This is a genomic window from Butyrivibrio sp. WCD2001, assembly GCF_000424485.1.
Lineage (GTDB): Bacteria > Bacillota > Clostridia > Lachnospirales > Lachnospiraceae > Butyrivibrio.
Genome location: NZ_AUJZ01000001.1, coordinates 426,069 through 439,839, shown reverse-complemented (window position 1 = coordinate 439,839; position 13,771 = coordinate 426,069). Strand labels below are relative to the sequence as shown.

The 13,771-nt window shown below is 39.9% G+C and carries 11 protein-coding genes; all 11 read left to right on the top strand.

The window, feature by feature from the left end:
• The first annotated feature begins 18 nt into the window (after positions 1–18).
• The gene (glgX, locus tag G630_RS0101930) at positions 19–2,190 is read left to right on the top strand and encodes a glycogen debranching protein GlgX (protein WP_026497566.1); all 2,172 of its coding nucleotides are present in this window, start codon (positions 19–21) and stop codon (positions 2,188–2,190) included.
• Positions 2,180–2,845: a hypothetical protein gene (locus G630_RS0101925; protein WP_026497565.1), complete on the top strand. Its 666-nt coding sequence runs from the start codon at positions 2,180–2,182 to the stop codon at positions 2,843–2,845. The genes glgX and G630_RS0101925 overlap by 11 nt, the downstream gene beginning before the upstream one ends.
• A gap of 56 nt (positions 2,846–2,901) precedes the next feature.
• Entirely contained in the window at positions 2,902–3,576 is a 675-nt protein-coding gene (locus tag G630_RS0101920) for a response regulator transcription factor (protein ID WP_026497564.1), read from the top strand.
• A 67-nt stretch (positions 3,577–3,643) separates the two neighbouring features.
• A complete protein-coding gene (locus G630_RS0101915; RefSeq protein WP_330363741.1) occupies positions 3,644–5,140 on the top strand; it encodes a sensor histidine kinase in 1,497 nt (498 codons plus the stop codon).
• A gap of 18 nt (positions 5,141–5,158) precedes the next feature.
• The gene (locus G630_RS0101910; RefSeq protein WP_026497562.1) at positions 5,159–6,235 is read left to right on the top strand and encodes a hypothetical protein; all 1,077 of its coding nucleotides are present in this window, start codon (positions 5,159–5,161) and stop codon (positions 6,233–6,235) included.
• Between the two features lie 184 nt (positions 6,236–6,419).
• Positions 6,420–6,944, top strand: coding sequence for an adenine phosphoribosyltransferase (locus G630_RS0101905; protein ID WP_022759876.1), 525 nt, complete (start codon positions 6,420–6,422; stop codon positions 6,942–6,944).
• Positions 6,945–6,966: 22 nt separating this feature from the next.
• Entirely contained in the window at positions 6,967–9,246 is a 2,280-nt protein-coding gene (locus G630_RS0101900; RefSeq protein ID WP_026497561.1) for a RelA/SpoT family protein, read from the top strand.
• Between the two features lie 58 nt (positions 9,247–9,304).
• Positions 9,305–9,994 (top strand): MBL fold metallo-hydrolase, encoded by a 690-nt coding sequence (locus tag G630_RS0101895; protein ID WP_026497560.1) that lies wholly within the window; start codon positions 9,305–9,307, stop codon positions 9,992–9,994.
• Between the two features lie 15 nt (positions 9,995–10,009).
• Positions 10,010–11,545 (top strand): coproporphyrinogen dehydrogenase HemZ, encoded by a 1,536-nt coding sequence (hemZ, locus tag G630_RS0101890; protein WP_026497559.1) that lies wholly within the window; start codon positions 10,010–10,012, stop codon positions 11,543–11,545.
• Between the two features lie 78 nt (positions 11,546–11,623).
• Positions 11,624–12,958 (top strand): MATE family efflux transporter, encoded by a 1,335-nt coding sequence (locus G630_RS0101885; RefSeq protein ID WP_026497558.1) that lies wholly within the window; start codon positions 11,624–11,626, stop codon positions 12,956–12,958.
• Between the two features lie 24 nt (positions 12,959–12,982).
• Positions 12,983–13,648, top strand: coding sequence for a TVP38/TMEM64 family protein (locus tag G630_RS0101880; RefSeq protein ID WP_155831911.1), 666 nt, complete (start codon positions 12,983–12,985; stop codon positions 13,646–13,648).
• The last annotated feature ends 123 nt before the right edge of the window (positions 13,649–13,771 follow it).

Here is a 13,771-nt window from a genome sequence, read left to right as displayed (position 1 = left end):
TGCTTCATACAATTTTATATGGCTGAATTTAGAAGACAAAGACCAAAACAGAATAATTTTGGATATGTTCATATCAGGGACAATAGAAAATCCAGTGAGAACAGACAGTTAGTAGCTTCTGATACTATTAACGGTTTCAGGGTTCGTCCCGGATATTATGATATTAATGGCGCCACCATTATGCCTGATGGCGTTAATTTTACTGTATACTCAAACGGAGCTACTAAGGTAACGCTCCTTCTTTATCACAGAGGCGAAGAAAGACCCTTCGTTTCTCTTAATTTTCCGGACAATTACAGAATAGGAAAGGTTCATTCAATGCTTGTTTTCGGCCTTCAGGTTGAAAATATGGAATATGCGTACCGTATAGATGGACCCTGGGATGAGGAAAAGGGGCTATTATTTGATTACAACCATGTTCTTCTTGATCCCTATGCGAAAGCTGTTGCCGGGCAAAGAGTATGGGGACAGACAATAAAATTTGAGGAGGCCTACAGAGCGAGAGTTGTAAGAAATGACTTTGATTGGGGCGAAACAAGCTGGCTTAAGACTCCAATGAGTGATTCTATTATATATGAGATGCATGTAAGAGGATTCACCATGGACGAATCTTCGGGCATTAAGTGCAGAGGTTCATTTGCCGGTATCATGGAAAAGGTTGATTACCTGAAAAGACTTGGGGTAACAGCCCTTGAGCTTATGCCTATTTTTGAATTTGATGAAACAAGAGATAAGAGAGTTGTAAATGGAAGGACTTTGCTTGATTACTGGGGATATAATACAGTAAGTTTTTTTGCTCCCAACACAAGCTATGCTTCGACAGAGGAATATAACAAGGAAGGCTTTGAATTAAGGGAGATGATAAAGCTCCTTAAGGAAAACGGCATTGAAGTAATACTTGATGTTGTTTTCAATCATACCGCAGAGGGCAATAAGAACGGTCCATTCATTTCCTTTAAAGGATTTGACAATAATATCTATTACATGCTTACTCCCGATGGTGATTATTATAATTTCAGTGGATGCGGAAATACCTTGAACTGTAATCACCCTATGGTACAGCAGATGATAGTTGAGTGCCTGCATTATTGGGTCGAGGAATATAAGGTTGATGGTTTTAGATTTGACCTTGCAAGTATTCTCGGAAGAGATCAAAACGGAGCACCTATGGAGGCGCCTCCGCTTTTGCAGCGCCTTGCATTCGATCCGATTCTCGGTGACGTAAAGCTTATAGCCGAGGCCTGGGATGCAGGAGGTATGTACCAGGTTGGTTCGTTCCCTTCCTGGGGCAGATGGGCTGAGTGGAATGGAAGATACAGGGACAGTATCAGATCATTCCTTAAAGGTGAATACTGGGCTGCTCCGGAGGCTGTTTGCAGAATAACAGGCTCTATGGATATGTATGGCAGAAATTATGCTGGATATGATTCTTCTGTAAACTTTATAACCTGTCATGACGGATTTACTTTATATGACATGTTCGCTTACAACGAAAAACATAACGAAGCGAACGGCTGGAATAATTCTGACGGTGCCAATGATAACAGAAGCTGGAACTGCGGAGCTGAAGGTGAGACAGATGATCCTGCAATAAATGACCTTCGTTTTAAAATGATGAGAAATGCAATAACAGTACTTATGTGCAGCCGCGGCACCCCGATGATTCTTGCCGGTGATGAATTCGGCAATACTCAGTTCGGAAATAATAATGCGTATTGCCAGGATAATGAAGTTTCATGGCTTAACTGGGATCTTTTTACTAAAAACAGACAGTATTTTGACTTTTACAGGGATATGATTCAGTTTAGAAGAAAACACCCCTGTATTCGTAAAGATCTGAAGCCGGCAATGTCAGGACTTCCGCATATTTCAGTATTTACGGATCATCCTTATCACACGGATATAAATGATAATACAAAAGTAATAAGCATTATGTTTGCCGGATTTATCAGAAAAAAAGGCCATGATGATGTAGTTCTTATGTCCGTAAATGTATTTTGGGAAGATATACAGATTACGCTTCCGGAACCGCCGGAAGGAGCTTATTGGACACTTGTTGTTGATACGGCAGCCGAGGATAAGAGATATTTTAATAATAGACCTAAGCCGCTGCCGGTACCGAATTGGCGGTTAAAGGCAAGAAGTGTTAGCGTTTTTATAGCTGCGTATGGAGAAGGCTATGGCAGATGAGAAAGTTGACGAAGTAAAAAGCGAAGCGGAGAATGCAGACGTTCCTAAAAAGGAACCGGAAAATCTTGTTGTGGATGGTTACGAATTTCTATCTGCTGAGGATGTAAAAAAGGCTGAACTTGATAAACAGAAGATAGAAATTATCGGGAAAAAGGTTCATTCGACAAAGGTTTCAGATCTTGAAGCTGTTTACGAAAAAGCTATAACCAATAAGATTTTTTCAACACCTGTTGGGTGGTATTACCTTGCAAAATTGCGCGACAAATTGATTGGTGCAGGAGTAAAGGAAGAAGATCTGATACCCATTCCGATCAATTTAAAAATAACCAAGGTTGATTTGAAGGATGAATATCATCCGCGTCAGTATATCACACCGCCACCGCCCAAAAAGAAAAAGAATGTAAAAGCTGTAGTTTTTGTAATGGGTTTTATGAACCTCATTTTGCTTGCTATGGTTATTGCAATGTTTTTTATCGCGTTATCAGCTGAAAGCGACAATATTATCAACTACAAGCAGAATGTTACCAACCGCTATGCCGAGTGGGAGGATTCGTTAAAGGAACGTGAGAAAGCTGTAAGGATAAAGGAACGCGATCTTAAAATTCAGGATGATACAGATTACGGAAAAGATATAGATATTGATGAATCCGAATGAAACGGAAACAAAATGGACACAATATGCGTATATCATTATTTCCGGAGGGCTAAAAAATGGATAAGCTGAAAATATTAGTAGTAGATGATGAAGCAAGAATGAGGAAGCTCGTAAGAGACTTTCTTGTTAAAAATAATTTTGATGTTGTAGAGGCTGAAGACGGACAGAAAGCGCTGGATATTTTTTATGAACAAAAAGATATAGCGCTTATTATTCTTGATGTCATGATGCCTAAGATGGATGGCTGGCAGGTATGCAGGGAAGTCAGGGAATATTCTAAGGTTCCGATAATTATGCTCACCGCAAAGACTGAGGAGAGAGATGAACTTCAGGGTTTTGAACTTGGTGTTGATGAGTATATCGGAAAACCCTTCAGTCCCAAAATTCTTGTGGCAAGAGTGGAAGCAATACTCAGAAGAACCTCTCAAGGCAGTGCCGAAGACATTATCGAGGCAGGCGGAATTGTGATAAATAAAGCAGCACATAGTGTTTCGATTGATGGAAAGGAAATTGAGCTTTCGTTTAAGGAATTTGAGCTTCTTACATTCTTTATCGAAAATAAGGGCATAGCATTATCAAGAGAGAAAATTCTTAATAATGTCTGGAACTATGATTATTTCGGGGATGCCAGAACTATAGACACCCATGTTAAAAAACTTCGCGGAAAAATGGGCGATAAGGGCGATCTTATTAAGACTATCTGGGGCATGGGATATAAGTTTGAAGTGTAATGCTTTCAAGGTACTAAGAACGACAAGAAACGAGATATAAGAATTGACAAATGAAAATGAGAGGAAAGTGAAACTTTCCTTAAGAACAGAGCTTAATATATTATTCCTGCTGGTTATGACCGGTATGATAGTTTTTCTAATAATTATCAATCAGGTCTTTCTTGAGAGAGTGTATCTTTCTCATCAGCTCGGAGTTGTAAAGAAGGCTTATGACAGCATAAATGCGGCATCATCGGATGGTAGTTTTGCAACAGAAGAATATGATATTGAACTGCAATCCATATACGATACTTATGGTATTGAGCTGGTTGTTCTTGATGCGGATTCACAGATGCTAAAATCTTCCTCGAGCGATGCGGATTATATGGCTCGGATTTTATGGGATAACCTTATCGGTGACAGCATTATGGCATCAGATGTCGTAGGGCAAAAGAGGATCATTGAGAAGACTGAGTCCTATACTATTCAAATAGAGACTGATAAAAGGCTTAATACGGAATATCTTGAAATCTGGGGCGTAATTGATACCGGATATATTGTCATGGTACGAAGTGCGCTCGCAGGAATAAGGGAGAGCGTAGGAATATCCAACAGATTCATGCTTTATGCGGGCCTTATAGCAATTGTTATTGGTTCCATAAGTATTTTATATTTAAGTAACAGGATTACAAAGCCGATTCTTCAGCTTACAAGAATTTCAGACGAGATGAAAAACCTCAATTTTGAGGCGAAATATCAATCTAAGAGCGGCAAGAAGAATACTAATGAAATAGATATACTTGGTGATAACATAAATGAATTATCCGAGACACTTGAGGCAACCATCAAAGAACTTAAGACAGCCAATAACGAGCTGAAACAGGATATTGCGCGTAAAGAAGAAATTGATGAGATGCGAAGAGAATTTTTATCAAATGTATCTCATGAGCTAAAAACTCCAATTGCTCTGATACAGGGGTATGCGGAGGGTCTTGATGAAGGAATCACGGATGATCCCGAGAGTATGGCTTTCTACTGCGAAGTAATACGAGATGAAGCTTCCAAGATGGACGTACTTGTCAAGAAGCTTCTGACCCTTAATCAACTTGAATTCGGTAATGATGTAGCACAGATGGAGCGCTTTGATATCACTGAAACCATTAAGAATTACGTGAAATCTGCCGATATATTAACGAAGCAGAAAAATGCGACGGTGCAAATGTCGGATTATCCTCCGATATATGTATGGGCTGATGAGTTTAAGACAGAAGAAGTTCTGATGAACTATTTCAGCAATGCGCTTAATCATATCAGCGGCGATTGCATAATAGAAATAAGACTTACCAGAAAAGACGATAAGGTAAGGATTTCTGTATTCAATACCGGAGAACCGATTCCGGCTGATAGTATTGATCATATTTGGGAGAAATTTTATAAGGTTGATAAGGCCAGAACCCGCGAGTATGGCGGAAGCGGTGTGGGTCTTTCTATTGTAAAAGCCATTATGGAATCCATGCATCAGGAGTATGGTGTTAACAATTACGACAATGGTGTTGAATTCTGGTTTGAGCTTGAAACAAGGTAATACCTTATGGAGGCGTTTATGAAAAAACGTGGTTTAAAAGCTTTAATAACCGGTTGTATAATGGGAATGTTTCTTACGGGTTGCGGATCGGGCTTTCCTGAGATGACTCAGGAAGAACATGATCAGATTGTTCAGTATGCGGTAAGCGTTTTAATGAAAAATTCCAATAACGGAGTTGAAAAGCTTTCATCTTTAAGCTCTCTTGAACTCGAAAAGCAGATGCAAAAAGAGGATAGAGAGGCTAAAAAGGCAGCGCGAGATGTTGAGAATGCTGAAAAGATTGCCAATATGCCTGAGAATCCGGAAGAGGAAGAAGGTAATGATGATTCCGGAGAGGCACTGACAGTAGATGAAAGTCAGACTGCGACTGAGCTTGCACAGACTGAGGAACCATTGCAAAATCCCGAGGTAGATGATGAGGGTGAACAATTAAATAATGATACTGCTCCCGAAACTGATGTCGGTAACACGGAAAATAAAGATGATATTGACTCTCTTCTTGAAAAGTTCGGAGATGATCTTGATGAGGGAATAGAAAACGCCGGACTTGAAACAGAAACAAAGCCGGAGGAAGAGACTCAGGATACCGCGGAACCTTTGCCTGAAGATAGTAGTAATACCGAAATTACAACTGAACAAAGTAGCGAAAATGATGCTCCTTCCACAGAAGCCGATAAGACTGTTGATGGTATGAGACAGGAACTGTCAAAGGGAATTTTCCTTACCTATTCAGGCTATAGTGTAGCGGGGACTTATCCTGATAATGATGATATTTTTGTTATAAATGCTACACAGGGTAAGAAACTTCTTATTCTCAATTTTCGACTTGCAAATACGAGCGGTATGGACGTTTCCGTGGATATGGAAAAAGCAAATCCCCATTTCCAGGTCATTTTGAATGGTACAAATGTCGGATATACCAATGTTACTATGCTTGATAATGATCTTAGTTCCTACAAGGGAACAATTCCTTCCGGCGCTAAGCTCAGTATGGTGCTTATAAAGCAGATGGATGCATCAAAGCTAAAAAATGTTGAATCTATTGGGCTTATAGGTGATATGGGAACAGAGACGATTCAGTTTAATCTTGAATAATTTTATAATTTTAAAGAGTAATGAACCCCGAAATATTATATTCTGATATTTGGGGTTCTTTTTATACAAAACAGAGCTTAAAATTTTATGAATATTGTATAAATTTCTCTTCATTACCCCACATTTCGTGATATACTTATTTAGTTATAATAATTTATAATTTTCATTACGATGAGGTGAAAATATGAAACAGTTAAATGATTATGTTAGAACTATACCTGATTTCCCTGAACCGGGAATTATGTTTCGCGATATTACCACAGTAATTCAGGATCCTGACGGACTTCAGCTTGCAATAAATGAAATGCAGGATCTTGTAAAGGACCTTGATTTTGATGTTGTTGTAGGTGCTGAATCCAGAGGATTTATTTTCGGAACAGCTCTTGCATATAATCTTAAAAAGGGATTTGTTATGATTCGCAAAAAGGGTAAGCTTCCTTGCGAGACAATTTCTGAGGATTATGAACTTGAGTATGGCACAGCTACACTTGAGATACATAAGGATGCTATCAAACCCGGCCAGAAGGTAATTATCGTAGATGACCTTATTGCAACAGGCGGTACTGTTAAGGCTATGATCAAAATGATCGAAAGACTTGGCGGTGAAGTTGCCGGCGTCCTGGTATTGTTGGAACTCAAGGGCCTTAATGGAAGAGAAGCTCTTGGCGATTACAAGCTTTATTCAGCACTTGCGTACGAAGGAAAATAATATTTTTTAATGGGATGTAAATATGGGACAGACAGAATTTGATGATGGCAAAATTGAAGCGATAGACGAATTTCAGTCCCCCGAAGCCCTCTACAAAGGGCTTATTTCCCGTGTCCGCAGATATCATCCATCTGATGATATAACTTTGATTGAGAAGGCTTATCAGGCAGCGTTTGAGGCTCATAAGGAGCAGCGACGCAAGTCGGGTGAGCCTTATATTATTCATCCTCTATGCGTATCAATTATCCTTGCCGATCTCGAAATGGATAAGGAGACAATCGCAGCAGGTCTTCTTCATGATGTCGTAGAGGATACCATTTATACCAAGGAACAGGTTGAGGAGCAGTTTGGCGCCGATGTTGCGCTTCTTGTTGACGGCGTTACTAAGTTGCAGGGATTGGAACTTTCCGGTGACTATGCGACAAAGACTCCGGATCAGATGGAGCTTCAGGCTCAAAATCTCAGAAAAATGTTCCTAGCTATGGCAAAGGATATCCGTGTAATCCTTATTAAGCTTGCAGACAGACTTCATAACATGCGTACTTTAAAGCATATGCCGGAAGTTAAGCAGCAAAGGATTGCCCAGGAGACGCTGGATATTTACAGCCCTATTGCCGGAAGACTCGGCATAAGTAAGATTAAGATTGAACTGGATGATCTTTCATTAAAATATCTCGAGCCGGACATCTACTATGATCTCGTAAAACGTGTTGCTCAAAGAAAAATCGAGCGAGAAAAGTATGTGGATGAAATTTGTGCTGAGGTTAGACAGCATATTGCCGACGCCGGTATTCCCGGAGAAGTAAACGGAAGGGTTAAGCACTTTTTCAGCATATACAAAAAGATGCATAACCAGGGCAAATCGCTTGAGCAGCTCTATGATCTGTTTGCTGTAAGAATCATCGTAGGATCCGTAAAGGATTGCTATGCGGCACTGGGGGTTATCCATGAGATGTATAAACCCATTCCCGGAAGATTCAAGGATTATATCGCCATGCCAAAGCCCAATATGTATCAATCATTGCATACGACTCTTATTGGCGCTACCGGCCAGCCCTTCGAGATTCAGATAAGAACATATGAGATGCATCGTGCAGCTGAATACGGTATCGCTGCGCATTGGAAATATAAAGAGGCTTCTGATGGTAAACATGTTGAAGGTCAGGAAGAAGAGAAGCTTACGTGGCTCCGTCAGATACTTGAGTGGCAACAGGATATGTCAGACAATCAGGAGTTCATGAACCTCTTAAAGAGCGATCTGAATCTGTTTTCTGAGGATGTATATTGTTTCACGCCGAATGGTGAAGTAAAGAATCTTCCTGCAGGTTCAACTCCTATCGATTTTGCCTACAGCATTCACAGCGCTGTCGGCAATAAGATGATCGGAGCCAAAGTCAACGGAAAGCTTGTGCCCATTGATTACAGAATTCAGAATGGTGACAGAATAGAGATCCTTACCAGCCAGAATTCCAAAGGACCAAGCAGAGACTGGCTCAGCATTGTCGGCAGTACTTCGACAAAAAATAAAATAAATCAGTGGTTCAGACATGAGTTTAAAGAAGAGAATATCAATAAAGGTAAGGAACTTCTTGTTGAATATTGTAAATCCAAAGGTATTGATATTTACAATATCATGAAGCCTGAGTACCAGAATCTTATAGTGAGAAAGTACGGTTTCCACAGCTGGGATGCGGTAATGGCTGCTATCGGACATGGTGGTCTTAAGGAAGGTCAGGTTGTCAATAAGATCCTCGAGTTGTATGAGAAGGATCACAAACAGAACATGACCGACGAAGAAGTTCTTGCGGCTGTTGCTGAGTCCAGTGTCACACCAAGAATCAGCAGCTCAGGAAGTGCCATTATTGTTAAGGGAATCCATGATGTAGCTGTCAGGTTTTCAAAGTGCTGTAATCCTGTTCCGGGAGATCCGATTGTGGGATTTGTTACCAGAGGAAGAGGTGTTTCAATCCACAGAAAGGATTGTATTAATGTCCGCGCTATGCAGAATGAGGACAGAACAAGACTCATTGAAGCTAAGTGGGAAAGCCATGCTCTCGGCGAAAAGTATGTAGCTACTATCAACATATTTGCCAATAACAGATCAGGACTTCTTGCTGATGTATCCCGAGCTCTCACTGAGAAGAATGTAGATATTCTCTCAATGAATACCAGGACAAGTAAGCAGGGACTAGCTACAATGGAGACTTCATTCCAGGTATCAAGCAGAGAAGAGCTGGGTGAGATTGTTGATAAGATAAGAAATATTGACAGTGTTATTGATATCGAGAGAACCACCGGCTAAGCCTTCCCCCATTGGGGAAGGTGCACGAAGTGCCGGATGAGTTCAGAAAGGTAAAAAGATGTCAAATAAAGAAATAGGAACTGCGGCAGTTGGATCAATGTGCCTTGGAATGGTACAGACTAACTGCTATTTTGTTTATAAGGAAGATGGTAAAGATCATAGTGAAAATGCTCCGGTTACAGATGAAAATGATCTTACGCCGGTAGTTTTTTTTGATCCTGCCGATCTCGGAAAACTGATATACGAAAAGTTAAAAAATCATGGATTTAAGGTAGATGCTATCTACCTTACTCATGCACATTTTGACCATATAGGCGGTGTTGATGAACTAAGAAAGCTTTCTGGAGCTAAAGTTTTTATCTATGAAAAAGAAAAGAGACTTTGCGAGGATCCTGATTATAATCTATCCAGTCAATTCGGAGAAAATTTAACTGTTAAACCTGACAAGTATCTATGTGACGGGGATGAGTGTGAGGCTGCCGGTTTACGATTTAAACTTATTGCTACGCCCGGACATACAGAAGGCAGTTGCTGCTATTATTTTGAAGAAGACCATATTCTGATTAGCGGTGATACGCTATTTGAAGGCTCTGTCGGAAGAACGGATTTTCCCGGAGGATCTATGTCTACACTTGTCCGTTCATGTCATGAAAGGTTATGGGGGCTTCCGGATGATACAGAAGTGTTCCCCGGACATGGACCTTCAACAACAATAGGTTATGAAAAAATGAATAATATGTATTTATAAGGTTTTAGGTTAGTTATGATTCAGGTTTTGATAAATAAAGATAAATTTAAATACGATATACATTCACTGGTTAAGGCTTTCTATCCAAAAGAGGATGTGAGTGTTCTTACTTTTGATGAACTGAGTTCTAAGGGTGATAATGAAAATATTCTTTTCAAAATTGAGATTATTCTGGAAGAGGAAGCCGGAAAAATCTCAATGAAGATTATTCATAGTGATGGAGTTTGTAAGGAAGCAGAAACAGTTTGCGATATTGCTTCGAATGGTGTAAGAGGCAACGAAGAAAGCGCTGAGGTTAGCAGTGAAAGCTCCACAAACGGAAGCACGGCTTCTCTATCAACACCCAAGAATTCATTAAAGCAGATGATGTATAGGGAGCTTTCCCATGAAATAGGTCATGAGCTTCCCTGGGGATCACTTACCGGAATAAGACCTACAAGAATTCCGATGCAGATGCTTGAATCCGGAAAGAATGAAGCTGAGATTAGAAAATATATGCAGGAGACATTCTTTGTATCTGATGAAAAGACTGATCTGGCCTATAATATTGCACTCAGAGAAAAGAAAATCCTTGATGATATCAACTATGAAAATGGATACAGCATATATCTTGGAATTCCCTTTTGCCCTACCACTTGTCTTTACTGTTCATTTACTTCTTTTCCTATAGTTACATGGAAAAAGAAGGTAAGTGATTATATAAGTTGTCTCAAAAAAGAGATTGATTATGTGGCAGAGACCTTTCAAGGAAAGGTTGTTAATTCCGTCTATATCGGAGGCGGTACACCTACAACTCTTGAACCTGATGAGATGACAAGAATAATCACTTATCTCAGAGAAAAGATAGACCTATCCGAGTGCAGAGAGTTTACCGTTGAATCCGGCAGACCTGATTCCATTACCAGAGAGAAACTTCGGGCAATGAAAGAGTGCGGAGTTGACAGAATATCCGTTAATCCCCAAACGATGAGCGATGAGACTCTTAAACGTATCGGAAGACAGCATACCGTTGAGCAGTTCATAAATGCGTATAACATGGCCAGAGAAGAAGGCTTCGACAATATAAATATGGATATCATACTTGGTCTTCCGGGTGAAACTGAAGCTGACGTTGAACATACAATGCAGGAAATCATAAAGCTTAATCCGGATGATCTTACTGTACACAGTTTATCTGTGAAAAGAGGTTCAAGGCTTGCTGAGCATATAAGAAACAATGGCTTCTTTGTTGCAGGCGATACCGGAAGAATGATGGAGATAGCAAAAGAAGGTGCTGCCGAGATGGGACTTACACCGTACTATCTCTACAGGCAGAAAAATATATCCGGTAATCTTGAAAACACCGGATATGCCCGTGAAGGCAAGGCCGGAATTTACAATATTCTTATGATGGAGGAAGTTCAGTCAATTGTTGCTCTGGGTGCTGGAACAGTAACCAAGAGAGTTTATGGTGACGGTAGAATTGAGCGTTGTGACAACGTCAAGGACGTCACACTCTACATGAATAACATCAATGACATGATTGAGAGAAAAAAGAGTTTGTTTACATAGTAATGCCTTCCCCCTATGGAGGGAAGGTGTCACGAAGTGCCGGATGAGGGGGTATAAGAAAAGGAGCGATTCATTAAAGTGCAACAGAACAGATACGACATGATGACAACAACACCGGTTCCAAAGCTTATTCTGAAAATGGCTGTTCCGACCATTATAAGCATGTTGGTAACCGGTATATATAACACTGCTGATACCTTTTTTGTAGGAAAAATATCAACACAGGCGACTGCTGCCGTGGGAATAGTTTTCACGGTTATGGCCATTGTTCAGGCTACAGGCTTTTTCTGCGGACATGGTTCAGGAAATTTTCTATCCAGAATGCTTGGTGCAGGGAAGACCAAGGAAGCAAACGAGATGGCATCTACCGGATTTACAATTGCTATAATTCTCGGAATTATAATTGCCATTGTTGGTAATATTTTTGTTGATGATATAGCAATGATAATTGGTTCTACACCGACAACCCTTGAGGACACCAGAAAGTATATGAGAATCATTCTTATCGGTGCTCCTTTTATGACAGGACAGTTTGTTATAAACAATCAGCTCAGGTTTCAGGGTAGTGCTGTGTATGCCATGGTAGGGCTGATGTGCGGCGCCGCTATGAATATGGTACTGGATCCCCTTCTTATTTTTGTATTTAACATGGGAGTGACTGGTGCGGCGGTTGCAACAATTATGGGACAGATTACCAGCTTTATAGTTCTACTTGTCGGAAGCAGCAAGGGCGAAAATATAAGACTAAGCTTTAAAAATATTCATATTAACAGCTATTACATTAAAGAGATAACTAATGGTGGTGCGCCATCGCTTTTCAGACAGGCTTTGGCGGCAATTGCGTCTCTGTTGATGAACAAGGCGGCAGGAACCTTCGGCGGGGATGCAGCTATTGCAGGAATGTCAGTGAATACAAGAGTTATGATGATGATGTCCTCAGCGCTTATTGGATTTGGACAGGGTTACCAGCCTGTATGCTCATTTAATTATGGAGCAGGGCTAAAAAAGCGTGTTAAGGAAGGGTATTTTTTCTGCGTGAAGTATTCCACAATCTTTTTATGTATAGTCGGAGCTGTCTGCTTTTATTTTGCTCCGCAGATTATAGCTGTTTTCAGGGATGATCCCGAAGTTATAGCAGTAGGATCCGTGGCCCTTAAATGGACTTCGGCAACAATCCCTCTTAGCGGATGTATAGTAATGACAAACATGATGCTTCAGTCCATAGGACGAGGTGTAAAGGCTTCAATTATGGCCTCCTGCAGAAATGGAATATTCTTTATTCCCATGATTTTATTACTACCACAACTGTTTGGCCTTTTCGGAGTAGAAATAACACAGGCAGTTGCTGATATTTTTTCGATTTTAGTGTCGATTCCCATGGCCTATTCAGAGATAAGACATTTTAAAGAGTAAACTATTTGTAAGGATTTTGCTGATTTGAAAAGAAAAGATTTAGTTCGAAGAATTTTGATCATTACCTTCATAGTATTGTTTTTGCTCGCAGTTTATTTCTTTGTGGGCAGACCAATGATTGATTTTGTCGGTAATCCGGATGAACTAAAGCAATATATAGAGTCTAAAGGAATAAAAGGACTTTTGGTATTTTGCTTTCTTGTGATGATACAGACAATGTCAACTTGTATTCCCGGGACACCGTTCTATATGGGAGCAGGTTATGTCCTTGGTGGTTTTAAAGGAGCGCTATTATGTGATGCCGCAGCAACTGCAGGAAATACAATTGCTTTTTTAATCGGAAGAAAATTTGGCAGAAAGTTACTGGAGAATCTGTTTTCAGAAAAGAAGATAGAATCTGTGGAGAAGTATATAAAAAAAGGGAACCCTAAGCTTATACATATAATGTTTATGCTTCTTCCGCTTCCTAAAGACACCTATGCCTGGTTTGGGTATTATTCCGAGGAAAGTGTATTTCTATGGATCCCTCTTACTTTTATAGCGAGATTTACTCATATTTTTATATATTCCTTTGGCGGTAATAAGATTCAGGAGAAGCAATATGGTGTTCTTATTCTTGGAGTAACCATTGCAGTGATTGTTTATGCCGTAATTTTTATAAAGCTGCATAAGGCACGAAAAGGTGACTAATAATCTAAAATTTGTATAAATAATTCACTAATTTAAGAATATATTCTTCTTTGTTATGTTATTATGTTTATGTGAATCTTTCCTTTAGGATCGCTAAACATATTGAAAAATTTTCAAGGAGGA